A 19,964-nucleotide genomic window follows, 5' to 3' on the forward strand; every position below is an offset into this window, starting at 1 on the left:
GGGGCGCGGCCGCCCCCCTTTACGGCCGGAAGAGGTGGGGCACCACCGCCGAATCCGGCCCGACGCGCGGGTCGGCGGACTCGCGCACGCTCATGCCCAGGCACTTGTCGCCGACGATCCAGGCGTGCAGCACGGCGTAGGCGCCGTCCTGCTGGAAGAGCGGCGGCGTCTCCAGCCACAGCCAGCCGCCGGGATTGGCGACCATCGGGCCGGTGTCGGCCACCGGCTCGCCGCGGACCGTGATCCGTTCGGTCGGATGGTCGAGGCCGAAGAAGGAGCGCACCGTCACCGCCTCGACGTCGTGCAGGCCGGCCTCGTCCGCCGTCGCCCGGCAGAGGTTGGGATGGCCGGGGTAGAGGCTCCACAGCAGCGCCGGCAGGGCGTGGTTGGAGAGCGGCCAGCGCCATGCCGGCTCCAGGATCGCCATGCCGCCGGCCCGCAGGCTGGCGGCGAAGCCGCTCTCCACCAGATCCTCCCACGGATGGTGCTTGTGCAGCCAGGCGATCGCCTCGCCGTCGGGATCGCGGAACCGCACGCCGTCCCAGCCGATGCCCTGCAACGCGACGATCTTCGCCGGGATGCCGGCCTCCGCGGCGGTGGCCGCGAGATAGGCGGTCTCGCCTTCCCGCTCGGGATCGGGGACGGCGCAGGCGAGGTGGACGCGCTCCCTGCCGAAGGCGCCGGACGCCAGCTCTTCCCACCGTTCCACCAGCCCCTCGTGGAGGCCGTTGAACTGATCGGCGTCGGGCGCCAGGGCCTCGCGCCAGTTGCGCTGGACGATGGCGGCGGCGAACAGCCCGTCGGGCACGTCGTAATTGCAGCCCAGAAGCTTCAGCGAATCGCGCCCGTCATAGGCCAGGGTCAGCCGTCCCACCAGGCCGCCGGCGCGCTCGTTGACGCCGCCCTGACGCCAGTAGTCGGCCCACCCCGCCTCGACCAGCCGCGCCCCGTCGGCGCGGATGCCCAGCGCCGGCAGGCACCGCTCGACCAGCACCCGGCGCACCGCCTCGCGCAGCATGCCGTGCAGCTCGTCGGCCACGCTCTCGATGAGGTCGATCTGCTGGGCCGAGAACTCGTAGCGCACGTCCTCGCGCCAGCGCGCACCGGCGCCGACCGCGGCCATGCCGAAGGGATAGCGGATCAGCCCCGGCCGCCAGTTGGCGCGCGGGGTCGCCGAGAATCTGCGCATGACGCCGTTCGTCCCCCTGGAACCGGCCTAGCCGTCGATCGCGGGCGAGCCGCGCCGGTCCGGGGCCGGCGCGGGGTGGCACGGGAAAGGAAACGGCGACGAGCCCAAGGACGATCCTCCTCGAGGGGGCATGAAGCGGGGCGCATGATTCCCAGACAGCGCAGCGGACACAAGGGGGTTGGCGGGTTATCCCATTCCGACGAGGCGGGCGAGCGCGGTCTTATGCCCCTCCCAGTGCTCGATGCGCACCTCGGTGGCGGGACGGTCGTAGTAGGACCACGGGATGTGGCGCGCGTTGAGGCCGACGAAATGGGCGCCGCAGCGCCCGAGTTCGGGCCGGTGCGGCCAGAACGGCGAGCACACCGTGACGTCGTCCAGCGCGACCGCCCGGCAGCGCCCGGCGCGCTGCATCGCCGCCACCTGGAGGCCCTGCTCGTCCAGTTCCGACGTCAGCGGGCCCGGCACCCGCTCCAGGGTCGTCAGCAGCGCCGCCTCCAGGTCGAACCCGGGCGGCAGGCCGCGGATGCCGAGGTTTCGCGGCGCGCCGTCGCACAGCCGGGCGAACCGCCCGAACGCCATGGCGACGTCCTCGGCGAGGAGGAACGGTCCCTCGTCCGGCTCGTCCAGCCACAGCCGCAACGGCTCCGGCATGGCCCACAGGACGAGGTCGTTGTCGAGCGACAGTTCGGGCAGGTCGGGGAACAGGCGCAAGGGGGCGAATTTCCACGCCACCCCTTCCGCCATGCCCTCGTCGAGACGGGCGGCCAGCCCCGCCGGCAGCCCATGCGCGGCGCGCCACTCGACCACCGCCGGCACCCCGCCGGTGCGGGCGCGCGCCGCCGCGACGCCGACCGAGTTGACGACCACGGCGTAGCGGGCGGTCTCGCCGAACAGGGTCCATGCCCCCCACAGCGACAGGCGCAGCGCCTCGAAGCCGCGCGGGCTGACGTCGCCGATGGTCCAGCGGATGCCGAGCCGCGGGCCGCCGCGGTGCGCTGATGGGACTGGTGTCGGCAACGGCGCCTCCCCGATCTCGCTCCGTCCATCGCGCCCGGTCCGCTGCGCCCGGTCCGTCGCGACGACCGGGTCAACAGCGCGGCCGCGCCCCACGTTCCGAACCGCGCCTCCGTCCCGGAACGCCGGGCGCGCCGTGCCTACTCCGCCGCCTCCTCGCGCGGCGGGCGCAGCAGGGCGCCCTGGCGCAGCAGCTCGCGCTGGATCAGCGGGACGGGCACGGTCCGGGCGGTGCGGCGCAGGCGCGCCGCCAGGGCACCGCAGACGCCGGCCGCCTGCCCCGTCGCCATGCAGGTCGGCGTCACCCGGTAGGACGAGTGGGCCTCGTGGGTTCCGGAGATGCAGCGCCCGGCCACCAGCAGCCCCTCCACCCCCTTGGGGATCAGCGAGCGCATGGGGATCTCGTACCACTCGCCCGGCTTCACCCGCCGCAGGACGGTGCCCTTGCCCTTGGGGTTGTGGATGTCGACGGGATAGGTGCCGCGGGCCACGGCGTCCTCGAACTTGCGGGCGTCGAGGACGTCGTCGACGGTCATGGTGTACTCGCCGGCGATGCGCCGGCTCTCCCGCACGCCGACGCCGACGCCGCTCTGGCAGATGTAGGAGTCCTGGAAGCCCGGCACGTACTTGCGCATGAAGGCGGCGATCTGCGCCATCTGGTAGTGGCTCTCCCACTCCGCCCGGGTGAGGTCCCAGACGCTGGTGCCGAGCACCCCGGTCACCCGGGTGCAGTTCAGCGCCACCTCCCCTTCCATGGTGGTGGCGAAGAACAGGATGTCCTCGCGCGGGAGATCGAGGTCGCCGGCCGCGGCGGCCTCGGCGACCAGGTTCCACAGCCCGTGCACGCCGCGCCACTGCCCGGGATTGCTGCGGACGTACTCGAAGAACTCGGGGCGCCGGAAGCGGGCGAGGCGGAACATCAGGGTCATCGGCTGGGTCAACCCGTCCTCCTCCCGCCCGACCGCGTAGTCGCAGCCGGACAGGGCGGCGACGTCGCCGTCGCCGGTGGCGTCGACGATGGTGCCGGCCTCGACCACCACCGGCCCGGACTTGGTCTCGAAGACCACGCCGGTGGGCCGGTCGCCGTCGCGCAGCACGCCCGAGGCGAAGGCGTGCAGCAGCACCTTGACGCCGGCGGCGTCGGCCACCTGCTGCAGGGTGAACTTGAGGATCTCCGGGTCGAAGGGCACGGTGAAGCCGGTGTCGATGGACGGCGGGATGCCGCCGTGGTTGGCGTACAGCCGCTCCAGGATGGTGGACAGCGCACCGCCCACCACCGCCTCGCCCGGCGGGTGGTCGTTGGGCATCAGGCTGGTGTTGATGGTGTCGGCGACCGATCCCTTCTGGGTGTAGAAGGACATCCACGGCATCACCAGCGCCACCGTCGCGTTGCCGCCGAGGAATCCGTAGCGTTCCACCAGCACCGTATCGGCCCCGGCCTGGGCGGCGCCGAGCGCCGCTCCCAGGCCGGCCGGCCCGCCGCCCACCACCAGCACGTCGCAACGGCAGACCCGGGCCGCCTGGCGCGGCGGCAGGGTCACGCTCGGGGCGTCGGGCGGGCACGTCAGCACAGGCACGTCGCGTCTCCTTCCTTGTGCACGCCCCCGTAAACCGTCAGGCGACGCGGACGTCGCGCCCGCGGATCGCCCGGCTCGCCAGCATCGCGGTGCAGCGGGCGCGCTCCTGCAGGGCCGGCACCCGCTCGCGCAGCAGCGCCTTCTGCTCGCGGCGGTGGTCCCACAGCCGATCGAGATCGGCCAGGAAGGTGCCGGCCGTCGTCGACAGCGGCCGCGGCTGGATGCCGAGCGAGGCGAGGAAGTCCGACACCTTCGAGGCGTAAGGCAGCGAGATGAACGGCGTCCCCGCCACGGCGGCGAAGATCATGAAGTGCAGGCGCATGCCGACCACCAGGTCGAGATGCTGCATCAGTCCCATGATCTGACGCGGGGTGTAGGCGTAGGGCAGCAGGCTGGCCTGCTCGGCGCGCACCATACGTCCCATGACGCGGTGCGATTCGCGCACGTCGGCCCGCTCCATCGGCACGAACACCACCGTGGCGTCGAAGCGTTCGACGATGTAGTCGGCCGCCTCGGCGAGAAGCTGGTGGTAGGCGGCCTCCGACAGGTCGGGAGCGGCGACGCCCTGCTCGCGCACCGACATGCCGACCAGCGGCCGGTCGCGCGGCACGCCGGCCTCGGCCAGCATGGCGTCGGTGAAGGGTTCCGCCGTCAGCAGCAGCGCCGGATCGGCGGTCACCACCACCGGCACCTCGACGCCGATCTCCTCCAGGAGGCGCTTGGCCGACGCCTCGCGCACGGTGATGCCGGCCATGCGGTTCATGCCGTCGCGCACGGCGTTGCGCTCCATCTGCCCCTTGAGCGGCCCGACGCCGATGGCGAAGGTGTAGGTCGGCACGCCCTTCTGCTGGGCGATCACCGCCTCGCGCAGGTAGGTGTGCGCCTCGGCGTCGTACAGGATGCCGCCGCCGCCCAGCAGCAGCAGGTCGAGACGCTCCACCTCCGGTGCGATCTCGTCGCGCATGGCGTCGCGCGGATTGACCACCCGGTCCACCGGGTGATGGCGCCGGGTGTGCTCGGCGTCGCGCGAGAAGACGACGACCTCGACGTCGGGCACGGTGGCCCGCAACTGCTCGACCGCCGAGGTGAGAATCGCCTCGTCGCCGAGGTTCAAGCCGCCGTACGACCCGGAAATGCCGATGACCGTCAAGCCCACCCCCCTTCGCCCGTCGGGGACGACACGCCCCCCGACCGGCTAAACCCGGCCCAAAAAGGAAAGTTCCGCACCGGATGCGGCGCTGCAGCACGCCGCCGCAGCGCCTTGGTTCCCCCACGCAACGGTTTGGTCTAAAAAGGGTCCGGACCCAACGAGACCGGCAGCGGGGAAGAAAGGGAGGACATGGTGGAGACACCTCTGTGGCAACCGTCGGACGAGCGGGTGGCGGCGTCGAATCTGGTGGCGCTCCGCGAGGCCGCCAACGCGCGGTTCGGCCTGCGGCTGGCGAGCTACGAAGAGCTGTGGGACTGGTCGGTGGCTCGGAAGGAGGACTTCTGGCGCTTCCTCTGGGATTGGGCCGGCGTGGTCGGCGAGCCCGGCGCGACGGTGCTGGCCGACGGCGACCGCATGCCGGGTGCGCACTGGTTCCCCGAGGCGCGCCTGAACTACGCCGAGACGGTGCTGGCCGGGGCTCCCACCGGTGACGCCGTCGTCTTCTGGGGCGAGGACAAGGTGAAGCGCCGCTGGACCGGGGCCGATCTGGCGGCCGAGGTGTCACGCCTGCAGCAGGCGCTGAAGGCGGCCGGCGTCGGCGTCGGCGACCGCGTCGCCGCCTACATGCCCAATCTGCCGGAAACCCTGGCGGCCATGCTCGCCACCGCGAGCCTGGGCGCCACCTGGTCGTCCTGTTCCCCCGATTTCGGCGTGCAGGGCGTGGTCGACCGCTTCGGCCAGATCGAGCCCAAGGTGCTCTTCGCCCCCGACGCCTACTGGTACAACGGCAAGGCCCACGACGTGCGCGGCAAGGTCCGCGAGGTGCTGGAGAGCCTGCCGACCGTCACCCACGCGGTGATCGTCCCGTACGTGGAGGACAATCCCGACCTCACCGGCATCCGCGGCGCCGTCGCCTACGGCGCCTTCACCGGAGCCCATGCCGCCGCGGCGCCGACCTTCGAGCGGCTGCCCTTCGACCACCCGCTGTTCATCCTCTATTCCTCGGGCACCACGGGCAAGCCCAAGTGCATCGTCCACGGTGCCGGCGGCACGCTGCTCCAGCACATCAAGGAGCACCGCCTGCACTGCGACATCAAGGCGGGCGACCGCGTGTTCTACTTCACCACCTGCGGCTGGATGATGTGGAACTGGCTGATGACGGCCCCGGCCAGCGGCGCCACCCTGCTGCTCTACGACGGCTCGCCCTTCGCGCCGGACGGCAACATCCTGTTCGACTACGCCGACGCCGAGGGCATGACGCTCTTCGGCACCTCGGCCAAGTACATCCAGTCGCTGGAGAAGTTCGGTCTGGAACCGGCCCGCACCCACCGCCTCGACAGCCTGCGGGCGCTGACCTCCACCGGCTCGCCGCTGATGCCGGAGAACTTCGAGTTCGTCTACCGCGCCATCAAGCGGGACCTGCACCTCGCCTCGATCTCGGGCGGCACCGACATCGTGTCGTGCTTCGTGCTCGGCAACCCGACGGCCGCGGTGTGGAAGGGCGAGATCCAGACCCGCGGCCTCGGCATGGCGGTCGAGGCGTTCTCCGACGACGGCCACCCCGTGCGCGGCGAGAAGGGCGAGCTGGTGTGCACCAGGCCGTTCCCCTCCATGCCGGTCGGCTTCTGGAACGACCCGGACGGCGCGCGCTACCGTTCCGCCTATTTCGAGCGCTTTCCCAACGTGTGGACCCACGGCGACTTCATCGAGCAGACGCGCCACGGCGGCTGGGTCATCTACGGCCGCTCCGACGCCGTGCTGAACCCCGGCGGCGTGCGCATCGGCACGGCGGAGATCTACCGCCAGGTCGAGCAGTTCGAGGAGGTGATGGAGGCGGTGTGCATCGGCCAGGAATGGGACGGCGACGTGCGCGTCGTGCTGTTCGTGGTGCTGCGCGAGGGCATGGCCCTGGACCAGGACCTGCAGGACCGCATCCGCAAGCGGATCAAGGAGAACTGCTCGCCGCGCCACGTCCCGGCGAAGATCGTCCAGGTCACCGACATCCCGCGCACGCGGTCGGGCAAGATCACCGAGCTGGCGGTGCGCGACATGGTGCACGGCCGCGCCATCAAGAACACCGAGGCGCTGGCCAACCCGCAGGCGCTCGACCAGTTCCGCGACCGTGCCGAACTGAACTCGGCGTGAGGCGATGCCCCGCCGGGAGCTGTTCCTCGACCTCGACGGCGTCCTGGCCGACTTCGACCGCGGCGTGCGGGAGGTGACGGGCAAGGCCCCGGAAGAGCTGCCGATGAAGGCGATGTGGCGGGAGCTGTCGCGCCACCGCGACTTCTTCGGCACCCTGAAGTTCATGCACGACGCGCAGGAATTGTGGGCGTTCTGCGCGCCCCACGACCCGAAGATCCTGACCGGGCTGCCGCTCGGGTCGTGGGCGCCGGAGCAGAAGCGGCGCTGGGTCGCCCACATGCTGGGACCGCACGTGCACGTCATCACCTGCATGACCCGGGACAAGCCCACCTACGCCAGCCCCGGGGCCGTGCTGGTGGACGACCGCGAGAGGACCCGGGCCGGCTGGGAGGCGGCGGGCGGCGTTTTCGTCCTGCACACCGGGGCCCGCCGCTCGATCGCCGCGCTGAAGGCCATGGGCTTCTGAACGGGGAACCTTCGGTTGCGCGTCTCCATTGACCGGGGCACAACCGAACGGAGGACCGCCATGAGCGATCGCGAGAAGGAGGAATGGGCCCAGGCCGGCGCCGAAAGCCCCGACGACGTCGACGCGGGCGATCGGACCAGCACGTCCCGCAAGGCGGACTGGGCCAAGGGCACGGCCCGCAGCCCCGACGACGCCGACGCCGACACGGCGGCCGGCAAGGCGGCCGGCAAGGACAAGCCCGGCGGCCGCTGACCGGCCCCGCCGGCCGGACGACCGATCGGCCCCGTTCCCGCCGCGGCGGGAGCGGGGCCGTTTTCGTTCGCGAACCGATTCGTCCCGACGGTGTGACGAACGCACCACGAACCCGCGCCGACACTGGTCCTTTTGCGCCGCGGCACACCAAAACCGCGACGTCACGCCGCAATCCTTGATGCATTCCCGCCACACGTGACCGAAGAAGGCGATCCGGCCAGTAAATTGGCAGTTGCCGCGCCGCGCTTCGCTCTTGTGCCGCTGGTATCGTTCTGCCAATAACAGCCTAAATCCGCACGTCAATTGCATTTGAGGGAGTGCTTTCATGAACCAGGCCGAGCTGATCGAGACGGTGGCGACCAATGCCGGCATCAAGAAGACCGAGGCCGCGAAGGTGGTCCAGTCGGTCTTCGAAGGCATCTCGTCGGCCCTCGGGCGCGGCGAGGAGGTTCGCCTGGCCGGCTTCGGCATCTTCGAGGTGGCCGAACGCGCCGCTCGCGAAGGCCGCAACCCGCGCACCGGCGAGGTCGTCCAGATCGCCGCTTCCAAGGCGCCCAAGTTCAAGCCGGCCAAGCAGCTGCGCGACGTGGTGAACGACTGATCCAGGCCGGCACCAGCGGAGAACTCCCATGTCGACGATCGATCCCAACGAACTCCAGGCGCTCACCGCCAAGGTTGTCGCCGCCTATGTCGGCAACAACTCGGTGGCGGTCGCCGACCTGCCTTCGTTGATCGGCAGCGTGCAGTCGGCCTTCCGCGGCCTCGGCGACGACCGCAGCGCCCCGGCCAAGAACGAGCAGACGCCGGCCGTGCCGATCAAGAAGTCGGTCACCCCGGACTACATCGTCTGTCTCGAGGACGGCAAGAAGCTGAAGATGCTGAAGCGCCACCTCAAGACCGTGTACGACATGTCGCCCGACGATTACCGCGCCAAGTGGAACCTGCCGCCGGAGTATCCGATGGTGGCTCCCAACTACGCCAAGGCGCGTTCGGAAATGGCCACCCGCCTCGGCCTCGGCCGCAAGAAGGTGGTGCAGGACTGACCTCCCGCACGATCCCGACGACCGGACAGGCGCCCCCTCGCAGGGGCGCCTGTCTTCGTTTCGGCCCGGACCGGCCGATGCCCGCCCGGCGCCCGGCGTGCGGCATTTCGTCGCAACGCGGCCTGGGCCGTCCGTTCGCGGCGGGCGGGCGATGGCGGGCACGACCCGCCCGAACGGCCTAGTCCCGAAAGCCTAGTCGGCCCATCGGCACAGGCGCGCTTTTTCCACTTCGCCGGCCCGGCCTCTCCGCCCATATGACCGGGCAGACCGCCGCGTCATTCCGGGCAGACCGCGGCGCCCGGTCGGAGTGCCTCCGGCCGCAACCTTCCGGCGCGAACGGCCGACCGACCGATCCTCCCACCGTCCGAAAGTAAAAAAGGCGATAGCGGCTCGGCCGAAGGTCAGGCCTGCTGTTTTGTTGAGGGGATACAATGCGTCACCTCTCCCGGAGATCTTCATCTTCGACAGTTTGTCACGGATATACGCCAAAAAACGGCTGTACATGCCAGTTTACAGGGTTGCGTTCTCTCCGGGAGGCCGTCACATTGTGAATGTCTAGGGGGAACGCTTCAGCGAATTTCGCCAATTCCCGATACAACAACCGCCAAAAAGAGCGGCGAATGTTCGAAGCGGCCGTGCGCCGTGGGCGGGCCATCCGTGTGCGCCGATGGCTTCCCTGGGCCCGCTGGTTGGAAAGAGGAGGCATCGGAGTGCTCAAGAAACTTCTGGTGGGCGAAAACGCCAGCCTGTCCCGGTACGTCGAAGAGTCGAAGCGCTATCCGATCCTTGCCCCGGAGGTCGAACACGGGCTGGCGGTCGGCTGGCGCACCCGCGGCGACGTCGCCGCGCTGGAGAAGCTGGTGGGCAGCCACCTCCGCCTCGTCATCAAGATCGCCCGCGGCTTCGCCGGCTACGGCCTGCCGCTCGTCGACCTGGTGGCGGAAGGCAACGTCGGCCTCATGCAGGCGGCGCAGAAGTTCGATCCCGAGCGGGGCTTCCGCTTCGCGACCTACGCCACGTGGTGGATCCGTGCGGCGATCCAGGAATACATCCTGCATTCGTGGTCGCTGGTGAAGATGGGCACGACCGCCGCCCAGAAGAAGCTGTTCTTCAACCTGCGCCGCCTGAAGAGCCGCCTGGAGGAGTTGGAGCAGGGCGACCTGTCCCCGGCGACGGTGACCGCCATCGCGACCGAACTGGGCGTGCCCGAAAACGAGGTGGTCGAGATGAACCGCCGTCTCGCCTCCACCGACAGCTCGCTGGACGCCACGCTGAGCTCCGACGGCGAGACCAATTGGCTGGAGCTGCTGGCCGACGACCGGCCGAGCCAGGAGACGCTGATCGCCGACGCCGACGAAATGGCGCTGCGCCGCCGGCTGGTCGGTCAGGCCCTGGAGCGCCTCGACGACCGCGAACGCCGCATCCTCTTCGAGCGCCGCCTGAAGGACAACCCGTCCACCCTCGAGGCGCTCAGCCAGCAGTTCTCGGTGTCGCGCGAGCGGGTCCGGCAGATCGAGGTGCGGGCCTTCGAAAAACTCCAGAAGGCGGTGCTGAGCGCCGCCCAGGCCCTGCGCCGCCCGGCCCACGTCGCCGCGTGACGCCCCGCTCCGACGCCATCCTCCCTTCCGCATAGCCTCGTTCCGGCCGGCAGCCGCCCGTTCAGGCGGCGCCGGCCAATTCTTTGTCCGCCCCTTCCGCCGGGCGGGCGGAAGATGGCACGCGCCGAGGCTTTTAACGAATATCGTTGAAAATATGGTGTGCCGCACGCCATCATCGGTCCGCCATCTGGCCCGCCGCGACGCGCGCGGGATTTTCCGTTCGACTTTTCCATGGGCCTCCCCCAGCCGCCAAGCCGCCCTTCACGTCGCGCGCCCGGACGCACGCCCGGACCGTGGATGGTGTTGCTGACCCTGGCGACGGTGATCGTCGTCAGCTACGCCACCCTGGTCGGCGGCGCCCTCTGGCGCGAGCACCAGCGCACCAGCGCCCAGGCGGAACGCAACGCGCTCAACGCGACGAGGCTCCTCGCACACCTCCTGGCGGCGGCCGTCGAGGACATCGACCACGAGCTGGCCGAGTGGGGCGTCGCGACGAACCGCGCCGCCCCCGGCCTGGCGCCGGAGGCGCTCGTCGCCGCCGTCGCCGTCGTCGACGGGCGGGGCCGTATCGTCAACGGGTCGTCGGACTTGGCGGCGGCGGAGGCGACGTCGCCGCGCCGGCCGGCCGGCGGCGACGGGCTGACCATCACCGGGCTGGCGCGCACCGGGTCCGGAACGCTGCTGGTGTTCCGTCGCGCTCTGCCGGAGCCGGGCGGCACGATCCTCGGCGGTGTGCCGCCGGCCGCCCTGCGCCGACTCTTCGCTCCGCTCGATCTCGACCGCGGCAGCCGGATCGGCGTGTTGCTGGCCGACGGAACGCCGGTCTTCCGGATGTCGCGATCCATGGCGGCCGTGGAGGCCCCGCCGGCGGAGGCCGACGAGTTCCTCCCGCCCGCGGCCGTCACGGACGACGGCGTGGTGGTCGACCGGGTCAGCGGCGGCATCCCCGTCATGGTGGCGTTCGCCGCGGTGCCCAACGCACCGGCCGTGGTCGCCCTCGCCACTCCGTGGTCGACCGTTCTGGCGGGATGGCGCGAGACGGCCCTCAACGCGGCGATCGCCGGCGCGGCCATCGCGGTCGTCGTGCCGGCGCTTCTGGCGATCCTGTTCCTATGGATGCGCCGGGTCCAGGCCGCCGAGGAGGCCCGCCGGGCCGCCGAGGCGGCGAGCCACGCCAAGTCCGACTTCCTGGCCCTGATGAGCCACGAACTGCGCACCCCCCTCAACACGGTGCTGGGCTTCGCTGAGATGATCCGCGACCGCGCCTGGGGTCCGCGGGCGGAGGACCGCTACATCGAGTACGCCGCCGACATCCACGCCGCCGGCACCCATCTGCTGTCCGTGCTGAACGACGTGCTCGACCTCGCCAAGATCGAGGCGGGGCGGATGACGCTGCATCCCGAGCCGCTCGACCCACAGGGCCTGGCCACCGCCTGCCTGCGGCTGTGCGCCGGCCAGGCGCGCAGTTCCGGCGTCGCCCTGACGGCCGAGGTGCCGCCCGGCACGGCGCCGCTGCACGGCGACGCCCGCGCCCTGCGGCAGATCGTCGTCAATCTGGTGTCGAATGCCTGCAAGTTCACGCCGCGCGGCGGATCCGTCCGACTGGCCGTCGCCGACCATCCGGACGGGGGCAGCGTGATCACCGTCGCCGACACCGGGGTCGGCATGACGCCCGACGGCATCACCAAGGCCCTGCAGCGGTTCGGCCAGGTGGAGAACCGGTTCACCCGCACCCAGGTCGGAACCGGTCTCGGCCTCCCCCTGGCCAAGGGCCTCGTCGAACTTCACGGAGGCTCCTTGTCGATCGACAGCGCCCCGGGGCAGGGCACCACCGTGACCCTCCTGTTTCCCGGCGCTCGCTGACGCCGGCCGCTTTCCTCAGCAGGGCGCCGTTTCGCAGGGACGGAACCGGAAGCCGGTCGCCGCCGGCTTCGCCGAACGCCGCCGCGCCGCCTTGGCGCCGGCACCCAGGGCCCGCGACCGCAGCATGTCGAGGTAGGCGGCGGCCCATTCCATCGCTTCCGCCCGCTGGCCGGGCTCGACCGCGAAAGACGCCTCGAAGATGGCGTCCAGGCATTCCTCGTCGTCGAGCAGATCGATTTGCGCCGCGTCGAGGACGTTCTTGACGCATGCGGGCATGGTCTCGAAGGCAACCACGGTCATGGCTCCAATCTCCTCACCTGTCATCTTGCGGGTTCAACGCTAGCCCTGGCGCCGCGCCCCGGTCAATGCGGGCAATGGTAAGAGATCGAGTCGATACCAAATCCCGTGCCTATGACCTGTGCCTAGACCTTCCTGACCCGAGGGCGGAGACATCGGCGGCGGCTTTGAGAAAGGGATAGCATCGCGGGGCATAGCACCTCGGTCCTAGAGCACCACCCTTCACCCCCCATTTTGCGTGCGATGGCCTTGGCACTACTTCCTTTTCCGGCGTGATACGTGACCAAAAGCGGACTCGTCCGCATTCGAAATCGCCTTTATCTCCTTGGGGACGGCAGCAAGCGGCGCCAACGGACTGACCGGATCGGACCGCGCGGATGCCCCCGAACGACCGCACTTCAAACTGACAGCAGGTGACCAGCGATGACCGCCGCACACGTTTTCCTCATCGACTCCAACCGGCTCTTTCGCGAGGGGATGAAGCGGCTGTTCGACAATTCGCCCTATCGGGTGGTCGGCGAGGCCGGCAGCGCGCGGGACGCCATGGCGGCCCTGGACGCGGCGGCGGACGGGCTCGATCTGCTGGTGATCGACCCGGGCCACGGCGGCGACGAGTCCGAGACGCTGCGCGCGCTGCGGGCGCGGCTTCCCCGCACGCGCATCGTCGTGCTGGCCGACGCCCTGAGCACCCACCGCCTCTCCGAGGCGCTGAACGCCGGGGCCGACGGCTATCTCACCAAGGACATCGCCTCGGAATCGCTGATGCAGTCGCTGAAGCTGGTGATGATCGGCGAGAAGGTGTTCCCGACCCATCTCGCCGCCATGCTGGTGGGCGGCCACGTCGGCGAGCCGGAGCCGCACGTCGCCGTCGGCCGCAAGGGGCTGTCGCCGCGCGAGGTCCAGATCCTGCGCTGCCTGCTCAACGGCAACTCCAACAAGATGATCGCCAACCATCTCAACATCACCGAGGCGACGGTGAAGGTCCACCTGAAGAGCCTGCTGCGCAAGATCAACGCCTCAAACCGCACGCAGGCCGCCATCTGGGCGATGAACAACAACATCGGCGAACAGCCGGCGGCGGCTGCCGTCAACTGACGCGGCGGGCGGTCCGCTGCGGCGCCGCACGGAGCCGCCGCAGCGCCGCCGCCACCGCCTCGACGACCGCCTCCCAGTTGCCGGGGTTGGGCTGGCGGAACAGGCGCATCCCGGGATACCAGGGGCTGTCGTCGCGCCCGACCATCCAGCGCCAGTCGGCCTCGTGACGCAGCAGCGTCCACACCGGGGCGCCGACCGCACCGGCGAGGTGCGCCACCACGGTGTCGACCGACACGACGAGGTCGCAGGCGAGCGCCGTCGCCGCGGTGTCGCGGAGGTCGTCGGTGCGCGGCCCGCGGTCGCAAAAGGCGAGACGCCGCACGCCCTCGGCCAGGGCCGGGCCGCGCTGCAGGCAGACCCAGTCGATCCCCGGCAGCCCGATCAGGCGCGACACCATGTTGAGGGGCAGCGTCCGCACGCCGCCGTCCCACGCGCCGGCCGCCCAGGCGATGCCGACCCGCAGGCGGCCGCGCCCGGCGAGGCGGGCCTCCTGGTCCCGCACGCGAGCCGCCGGCACCGACAGGTAGGGCATCGGCCCGGGCAGGGCGCCGAGGCTGGTGCGGAAGGCATAGGGCAGTTCCATCAGTTCGACCTGCACGTCGTGCCGCGGGTCGGGTGCATCGCCCGGCAGCGGCACGACGGCGCCGATGCCGGGCAGCGCCGCAAGGACGTGGTGGACCGCCTCCGGCGCCTGCACGGTCACGGCGCGCGCCCGGCGCGCCAGCGGCGGCAGGTAGCGGGCGAACTGGACGATGTCGCCGAGCCCGTGATAGCAGCGCACCAGCACGTGGCGGCCGTGGAACGGGCTGCCGTCCCACACGGCGCGCAGATGGAAGGGCCGGTCGGGGCGGTTCAGCTGGCTGCGCGGCGTCCGCCGCAGCACCAGGTCGCTCACCGTCCAGGCCCGTTCGAAATCGCCCAGCAGCATGTGGGCCGCCCAGCGTTCCCCGGCGGTGTCGAGCGGATCGACGACGCCGAGCGCCAGCGCCCGCTCGTGCAGCGCCAGGCACTCGCGAATCCGCCGGAGGCGGAACAAGGTGCCGGCCCGTTCGATCAGCGCCCGGGCTTCGGCGGCGGCGTCCCAGCAAGCGTACACGGTTCCCTGTCTCCGAACGGTCCCCTGGAACCGGTCAACACCGGCGCGAGGTCCCGGGTTCGCTTCCCCGTTGGGGCAGTCCCGAAGGAACCGTCCCCTTCCCTTCCCGGAACGACCGGCCCGGTGCGGCGTTGACCGGAGGTGCCGGACAACGGGGGGCTCCAGTCCATGGGCGAGGACGCAATCCTGGAACACACCACCCTGGCGCTGCCGGCGACGCTCCGCCGCTGCCGCGCCGAGGACCTGCCGGCCCTGGAGTGGTACGGCGAGTACACGCCCCACCGCGACATCATCCGCCGCGCCTTCGCCATGCAGGGCAAGGACGAGGGCTGCATGATCGTCGCCGACGTCAACGGCTTCCCGGCGGGCCAGGCGTGGATCGACTTCGTGCGCAAGCGCCGGAACCGCCGCGCGACCATCTGGGCGGTCCGCGTCTTCCACCTGTTCCGGCGGTGCGGCCTGGGATCGCGCCTCATGCGCACGGCCGAACGGGCGGTGCTGGAGCACGGCATGGACGAGGTCGAGCTCGGCATCGACCGCGACAACATCGGCGTCCTCCATTTCTACGAACGGCTGGGCTACCGGCCGTGCGGCACCGAACGGGGCAGCTATGCCTACCGCACCCCCGACGGCGACACCGTCGAGGTGCCGATCGACCAGGTGCTGCTGTGCAAGCGCCTCGATGCCGGCCACGCCCGCCACGCCGCCCAGTAGCGTCGCCGAGACGGTTTCCGCCGCGTCAGCCGCCCAAGCGTCAGCCGCCCAGCAGCGGGCGCACCCAGCGCGCCAGGAACGGCTCCTCCGGCGGCGCCGCCAAAGGCGCCCGCGCCGCCATCAGCACCTGCAGCACCGCGGTGTGAAGCCCGGTGCAGCGGGCCAGATCGAGGCCGCCGCCGGGGTTCGCCGCCAGCCATTCCGCCAGGGGCAACGCCTCCTCCACCGAGCAGTCGCCCTCGAGGCGGGCGACGGTGCCGTCATAGTGGATCGCCATCACAGCAGCTCCCTCGGGTCGATGACGGGAACGAGGCGGCCGTCGCCCAGCTCGGTGGTGCCGCTGTAGCCGCGCAGGCCGGCCAGCACGCCGGACAGCGGCTTGAGCACGGCGTCGAGACGGTCGTGGATGGCGTCGACCACCAGGCCGACCGGCTCGACGTCGATGCGCAGGACCAGCACGGTCAACTCCGCCGTGCTCGCCGCCTCGGGCAGGCCGAGCAGGCGCGCCAGCCGGAACAGCGGCACCAGGGCGCCGCGCAGGACGGTGCTTTCCGCCTGCTTGACGCGGCGGATCGCCGTCGCCGGGAGCTTCGCGACCTCCCCCACCATCGCCGTCGGCACGGCGAAGAAGGAGCCGCCGGCCGCGACCACCATGAGCGGCGTGATCACCATGGTCAGCGGCAGGACGAGGCGGACGCGGGTGCCCGTGCCGAGGGCCGAATCGACCTCGATCCGGCCACCGGCGCCGGCGACCGCCGACCGCACGGCGTCCATGCCGACGCCGCGCCCGGAAACCTCGGTAACCGCCCCGGCGGTGCTCAGGCCCGGCAGCAGCACGAGCATCAGCGTCTCGTCCCGCGTCATGGCGGCGGCGCGGCCGGGCTCGATGCGGCCGCTCTCCACCGCCTTGCGCAGCACCGCGTCGGCGTCGATGCCGGCGCCGTCGTCGGTGACCTCGATCACCACCCGGTCGCGGTCCTGGCGGGCGGCGACGCGCACGGTGCCGGTGTCCGGCTTGCCGGCGGCGCGCCGGCGCTCCGCCGTCTCGATGCCGTGGTCGACGGCGTTGCGCACGAGGTGCAGCAGAGGTTCGCCGAGGGCGTCGAGCACGTCCTTGTCGGCCTCCGTCGTCTCGCCGTCGATCCGCAGCTCGACGCGCTTGCCGAGCCGCGCCGCGAGGTCGCGCACCAGACGCGGCAGCGGCCGGAAGAGCTCCGCCAGCGGCAGCATGCGCAGGCGCAGGACCGCGTCCTGCAGCTGCGCCACCAGCCCCTCCATCTCCGCCTCCACCGCGCGCAGGTCACGGCCCAGCGCGAGGTCGCCGGCGCGCCGCGACAGGAACGGCAGGCGGTTCTTGGTCACCAGGAGTTCGCCCACGAGGCCCATCAGCCGGTCGATCCGCTCCGCCTCGACCCGCACCGCCCGGCGCGCCGGGCGGGCCGGGCCGGGAGCCGCGGCGGCCGGCCGCGGCGCCGCCAGATCCGCGGCCAAGGCGGCCAGATGCTCGGCCAGCGGCTCCGGACGCCCTCCCTCCCGCGCCGCGTCGGCGGCCGCCTCCAACGCCGGCACCGCGTCCATCCGGCCCAGCGCGACGAGAACGTTCGCGGCGGCCCGCTCGGCGGCGGCGATGCGCGCCGCCGGCGCCACCTCGTCGGCCGCGAGCGCGAGGGCATGCCCCTGGTCGCGCAGCAGCCGCGCCGCCATGGTCTGCGCATCGTCCGCGGGCAGCGCCGCGGGCGGCGCCGGCCCGGCGACGCGGTCGGCCGGCACGGCGGCGAAGCGCACCTGGTCGGGGGCGGCGCGGAACGCCGGGGCGATGTCGGACTCGGCGGCGGTGCTGAGCAGGCGGAAGCGCACCTGGCAGCGGTAGGGGTCGAGGCTGCCGAGATCGGGCCAGGGGGCCGCCGGATCGATGCGGACGAGGATCAGCCCCGGCACGCGGCGCACGAAGGCCAGCGGATCATCGCCGTTGAAGAAGCACTCCGGATCGGGGTCGTAGACGACGGCGGTGAGCGCGCCGCGGTGCGCCGCCGCCGCCCGCCGCTCGGCCTCGGTGAGCTCGACGACCCAGTCGAACTCGGGCGGCAGCCCCTGCGGGTCCGCTCCGGCTTGCCCGCCGCGGCCGGTCAGGGCCGCCTCCAGGCCGCGGGCGGCCGCGGCGGCGTCGCCGGGCAGCGCGCCGTGCGCCTCGATGTGGTCGACCCAGCGGGCCGCCTGGTCGAGCACCGCGAGCAGCCCGTCGACCAGGTCCCCACCCGCCGTGGCCCGCCCGTCCCGCACCGCCGCCAGCACGTCCTCGCCGGCGTGGAGCAGGCGGGTGAAGACCGGCCAGTCGAACAGGCCGGTGCCTCCCTTGAGGGTGTGGAAGGCGCGAAACGCCTCGTTCACCGCCTCGGCGTCGCCGTGGTCGCGTTCCAGACGCAGCAGCGCCGCGTCGGCCGCCTCCAGGATCTCCCGCGATTCGAGGAGGAACTGGTCGAACAGGGGATTCATGATCCGCCTCCTCCGCCCTGCGCCACCGGGCGGCCGGACAGCAGGCGCGCCGCCAGCACCAGCGCCTCCGGCCGCACGGGCTTCGTCAGATAGCCGCTGGCTCCGGCCGCGAGCGCCCGCAGCCGGTCCTCCTCCTTGGACTCGGTGGTGATCATCAGGGCGGGAATGGTGGCCAGCGCCGCTTCCCGGCGCACCGTGCGCAGCATCGAGTAGCCGTCCATCTTCGGCATGTTGACGTCGACGATCAGCAGATCGGGCGGATCCGCCAGCGCCTGCTCCAGGCCGGCGATGCCGTTGACGGCCTCGTCGACGACGAAGCCGTCGGCCTCCAGCACCTGGCGGGTGTAGGCGCGCACGGTGACGGCGTCGTCGACCACCAGCACCCGCGGGCCCCGCTCCGTCGCGGCCTGCTCCGTCCGGCTCATGGCGCCGCCCCATCCGGCTTTTGCCCGCCCGGCTTCTGGTAGACGATGGCGTCGGGAAACTTGCGCGGCACGAACAGGGACGACATGCGGCTCATGCTCTCGGAATGGCCGAGAAAGACGAAGCCGCCCGGCACCAGGGCGTCGTAGAACATCGCAGCGGCCTCCCGCCGTCCAAGATCGTCGAAATAGATCAGCAGATTACGGCAGAAGATGACGTCGAGCGACCGGAACCGTCGCACCTGGTCCGGATCGGTGATGTTGACGTGCGAGAAGTCGATGGACTGGCGCAGCTCCTCGACGAGCTGCCAGCGCCCGCCGCCCAGGGCGCTGAAATAGCGCTCGACGAGGGCCGGCGGCACGTTCTGCAGCGAGCGCGCCTCGTAGATCCCCTCGCGCGCCCGCCCCAGCACCGTCGAATCGATGTCCGACGCGTACAATTCGATGTCGTAGGCGTCGACCCGGTCCCAGCGCTCCAGGAGGGACAGGGCGATGGAGTACGGCTCCTCGCCGGTGGAGCAGCCGGCCGACCAGATGCGGATGGTCTCTCCCGGCCGCCGCCCCCGCGTGACCTCGTCGAGAACGGAGTGGACGAGGCAGTCGAGCTGGTAGCTCTCGCGCAGGAAATAGGTCTCGTTGACCGTCATGAGGTTGACGAGGTTCTGCAACTCCTCGCCCGACGGCTGGAAGCGAAGCAGATTCATGTATTCGCGAATCTGTGGCATGCCGACCGCCACCATCCGTTCGGTCAGGCGCCGTTCGACGAAGTAGCGCTTGTTCTCGCCGAAGGACAGGCCGGTGCGCTGGCGCAGGAGCGCGCACAGCGTCTCGTACTCCTCGGGCGAGGGAGGTCGGATCGGCGCTTCGTCGGTTCCGCTCATGAGGGGCCCCGGACCGGTCCGCCGATCCGACACGCCCGCACCGGACAGGCCATCCTCATCCCTCCTGGAAGCGGCGGCGCGCCGCGTCGACGGAAAAGGCGACCATGGGATCGTCCGGGAAGCGGGAACGCAGCCGTTCCAGGATCGGCAGGATGCCGGGGTGCGCCGTCTCCACCAGCCCCTCGACGGCGGCGAGGCAGACGTTGACGTGGGGATCGGTGTCCGCCACCCGGGCGAGGCGCGCCAGACGGTCGGGATGGACGAGATGGGCGATCAGTTGGACCGCGAAGATGCGCAGGTCGGAATCGGGATGGTCGAGCAGGGGCGCCACCCGCGGGACGACCGCGTCGGGCGGCATCTGCTGCAGCGACTCGATGACGCCGCTGCGCAACGCCGCGTCCTCGCTGGCCAGCAGCGGCAGCAGCCCGTCGGCCGCCGCCGCGGTGCCGATGCGCACCAGCGCGGTGAGGATCGCCTCACGCACCCCGGCGTCGCCCTCGGCGGCAAGGCGGGTGGCCAGGATCGACGCCGCCTCCGGACGTCCCGCCAGGGCATGGGCTCCCTGGCGACGCTCGGCGGCGTCGGCGGACGCGAGCAGAACCGTCGGCTCCGCCTCCACGGCGCGCGGCGCCTTCCCCTGCGATCCCGCTTTGACCAGTGGCATGGGGC

20 protein-coding genes are annotated in these 19,964 nt (G+C 71.6%); 9 read left to right on the top strand and 11 right to left on the bottom strand.

The genetic code is table 11. The features are described 5' to 3' along the window. Nucleotides 1–19 precede the first annotated feature (19 nt). The 4 genes from ACSBPG_RS06155 to ACSBPG_RS06170 form a co-directional block, all read right to left on the bottom strand. Nucleotides 20–1,189, bottom strand: a complete 1,170-nt coding sequence (locus tag ACSBPG_RS06155; protein WP_435536248.1) for a glutathionylspermidine synthase family protein — start codon at nt 1,187–1,189, stop codon at nt 20–22. A 186-nt stretch (nt 1,190–1,375) separates the two neighbouring features. Further along, entirely contained in the window at nt 1,376–2,206 is an 831-nt protein-coding gene (locus ACSBPG_RS06160; protein WP_435536249.1) for a hypothetical protein, read from the bottom strand. Between the two features lie 137 nt (nt 2,207–2,343). Continuing rightward, a complete protein-coding gene (locus tag ACSBPG_RS06165) occupies nt 2,344–3,780 on the bottom strand; it encodes an FAD-dependent oxidoreductase (protein WP_435536250.1) in 1,437 nt (478 codons plus the stop codon). 37 nt (nt 3,781–3,817) lie between these two features. Then, nucleotides 3,818–4,930, bottom strand: a complete 1,113-nt coding sequence (locus tag ACSBPG_RS06170; RefSeq protein ID WP_435536251.1) for a polysaccharide pyruvyl transferase family protein — start codon at nt 4,928–4,930, stop codon at nt 3,818–3,820. 189 nt (nt 4,931–5,119) lie between these two features. Between ACSBPG_RS06170 and ACSBPG_RS06175 the strand changes: the two genes are divergently transcribed. The 7 genes from ACSBPG_RS06175 (at nt 5,120) to ACSBPG_RS06205 (ending at nt 12,297) form a co-directional block, all read left to right on the top strand. After that, complete coding sequence (locus ACSBPG_RS06175; RefSeq protein ID WP_435536252.1) at nt 5,120–7,075, top strand: acetoacetate--CoA ligase; 1,956 nt, start codon at nt 5,120–5,122, stop codon at nt 7,073–7,075. Between the two features lie 4 nt (nt 7,076–7,079). Beyond that, nucleotides 7,080–7,541: a hypothetical protein gene (locus ACSBPG_RS06180; protein ID WP_435536253.1), complete on the top strand. Its 462-nt coding sequence runs from the start codon at nt 7,080–7,082 to the stop codon at nt 7,539–7,541. Nucleotides 7,542–7,601: 60 nt separating this feature from the next. Beyond that, the gene (locus tag ACSBPG_RS06185) at nt 7,602–7,793 is read left to right on the top strand and encodes a hypothetical protein (RefSeq protein ID WP_435536254.1); all 192 of its coding nucleotides are present in this window, start codon (nt 7,602–7,604) and stop codon (nt 7,791–7,793) included. 325 nt (nt 7,794–8,118) lie between these two features. Beyond that, complete coding sequence (locus ACSBPG_RS06190) at nt 8,119–8,394, top strand: HU family DNA-binding protein (protein WP_435536255.1); 276 nt, start codon at nt 8,119–8,121, stop codon at nt 8,392–8,394. A gap of 28 nt (nt 8,395–8,422) precedes the next feature. Continuing rightward, a complete protein-coding gene (locus tag ACSBPG_RS06195) occupies nt 8,423–8,836 on the top strand; it encodes a MucR family transcriptional regulator (protein ID WP_435536256.1) in 414 nt (137 codons plus the stop codon). A 710-nt stretch (nt 8,837–9,546) separates the two neighbouring features. Further along, nucleotides 9,547–10,434 (top strand): RNA polymerase sigma factor RpoH, encoded by an 888-nt coding sequence (gene rpoH / locus ACSBPG_RS06200; RefSeq protein WP_435536257.1) that lies wholly within the window; start codon nt 9,547–9,549, stop codon nt 10,432–10,434. Between the two features lie 297 nt (nt 10,435–10,731). Further along, nucleotides 10,732–12,297, top strand: a complete 1,566-nt coding sequence (locus ACSBPG_RS06205) for a sensor histidine kinase (protein WP_435536258.1) — start codon at nt 10,732–10,734, stop codon at nt 12,295–12,297. A 15-nt stretch (nt 12,298–12,312) separates the two neighbouring features. Here ACSBPG_RS06205 and ACSBPG_RS06210 read toward each other — a convergent pair whose 3' ends face one another. After that, the gene (locus tag ACSBPG_RS06210; protein WP_435536259.1) at nt 12,313–12,597 is read right to left on the bottom strand and encodes a hypothetical protein; all 285 of its coding nucleotides are present in this window, start codon (nt 12,595–12,597) and stop codon (nt 12,313–12,315) included. 420 nt (nt 12,598–13,017) lie between these two features. On the opposite strand from ACSBPG_RS06210, the gene ACSBPG_RS06215 reads away from it, so the two are divergent. Beyond that, complete coding sequence (locus tag ACSBPG_RS06215) at nt 13,018–13,689, top strand: LuxR C-terminal-related transcriptional regulator (RefSeq protein ID WP_435536260.1); 672 nt, start codon at nt 13,018–13,020, stop codon at nt 13,687–13,689. On the opposite strand, the gene ACSBPG_RS06220 is transcribed toward ACSBPG_RS06215, so the two are convergent. Then, nucleotides 13,682–14,785, bottom strand: a complete 1,104-nt coding sequence (locus tag ACSBPG_RS06220) for a hypothetical protein (RefSeq protein ID WP_435536261.1) — start codon at nt 14,783–14,785, stop codon at nt 13,682–13,684. The genes ACSBPG_RS06215 and ACSBPG_RS06220 overlap by 8 nt on opposite strands. A gap of 168 nt (nt 14,786–14,953) precedes the next feature. Here ACSBPG_RS06220 and ACSBPG_RS06225 point away from each other — a divergent pair, with 168 nt between their 5' ends. Then, the gene (locus tag ACSBPG_RS06225; protein ID WP_435536262.1) at nt 14,954–15,499 is read left to right on the top strand and encodes an N-acetyltransferase family protein; all 546 of its coding nucleotides are present in this window, start codon (nt 14,954–14,956) and stop codon (nt 15,497–15,499) included. Nucleotides 15,500–15,539: 40 nt separating this feature from the next. On the opposite strand, the gene ACSBPG_RS06230 is transcribed toward ACSBPG_RS06225, so the two are convergent. The 5 genes from ACSBPG_RS06230 to ACSBPG_RS06250 are packed head-to-tail and all read right to left on the bottom strand — an operon-like array spanning nt 15,540 to nt 19,959. Next, nucleotides 15,540–15,776 carry a hypothetical protein gene (locus tag ACSBPG_RS06230; protein WP_435536263.1) on the bottom strand — a complete coding sequence of 79 codons (237 nt, stop codon included), beginning with the start codon at nt 15,774–15,776 and terminating at the stop codon, nt 15,540–15,542. Then, a complete protein-coding gene (locus ACSBPG_RS06235; protein WP_435536264.1) occupies nt 15,776–17,992 on the bottom strand; it encodes a chemotaxis protein CheA in 2,217 nt (738 codons plus the stop codon). The genes ACSBPG_RS06230 and ACSBPG_RS06235 overlap by 1 nt, the downstream gene beginning before the upstream one ends. Next, entirely contained in the window at nt 17,989–18,417 is a 429-nt protein-coding gene (locus ACSBPG_RS06240) for a response regulator (protein WP_435536265.1), read from the bottom strand. Before ACSBPG_RS06240 ends, ACSBPG_RS06235 begins: the two co-directional genes overlap by 4 nt. Beyond that, complete coding sequence (locus tag ACSBPG_RS06245; protein ID WP_435536266.1) at nt 18,414–19,295, bottom strand: CheR family methyltransferase; 882 nt, start codon at nt 19,293–19,295, stop codon at nt 18,414–18,416. The genes ACSBPG_RS06240 and ACSBPG_RS06245 overlap by 4 nt, the downstream gene beginning before the upstream one ends. 55 nt (nt 19,296–19,350) lie before the next feature. Next, nucleotides 19,351–19,959: a HEAT repeat domain-containing protein gene (locus tag ACSBPG_RS06250; protein WP_435536267.1), complete on the bottom strand. Its 609-nt coding sequence runs from the start codon at nt 19,957–19,959 to the stop codon at nt 19,351–19,353. Between the last annotated feature and the right edge of the window lie 5 nt (nt 19,960–19,964).

The sequence above is a fragment of the Azospirillum sp. ST 5-10 genome (genome assembly GCF_051225715.1).
Classification (GTDB): Bacteria; Pseudomonadota; Alphaproteobacteria; order Azospirillales; family Azospirillaceae; genus Azospirillum.